This window comes from Mesorhizobium sp. M8A.F.Ca.ET.208.01.1.1 (genome assembly GCF_004791315.1).
Classification (GTDB): Bacteria; Pseudomonadota; Alphaproteobacteria; order Rhizobiales; family Rhizobiaceae; genus Mesorhizobium.
Window position 1 is genome coordinate 1 of the sequence record NZ_SRUT01000289.1, and the last position, 305, is coordinate 305.

General features: G+C 62.0%; 1 protein-coding gene. It reads left to right on the forward strand.

Translation table 11 applies throughout. The features are described 5' to 3' along the window. Window positions 1–63: 63 nt before the first annotated feature. Window positions 64–305 (forward strand): DUF1489 family protein (locus tag EN851_RS35340; RefSeq protein ID WP_135931114.1); only part of this gene is annotated, 242 nt, incomplete at its 3' end.

Here is a 305-nt window from a genome sequence, read left to right on the forward strand (position 1 = left end):
CTGGCCTGTGGAGAAGTCGCTCGAGGCGTTGACGCGTCAACCCTTGCGGCTAAATCTTGGGGCATGTCACTCAATCTCATCAAACTATGCGTCGGCTGCGACAGCGTCGAGGATCTCGAAGAGTGGATTGCCTTCCGCCTCGACGAGCGGCGCCGCGCCGGAGAGCCGGCCGAGCACTGGCATACCACCCGCATGGTGCCGACGCGCGGCAGCGAGATCACGGATGGCGGATCGCTTTATTGGGTGATCAAGGGCAGCGTCCAATGCCGGCAGTTGATCACCGAGATACGGCCCTTCACCGATAG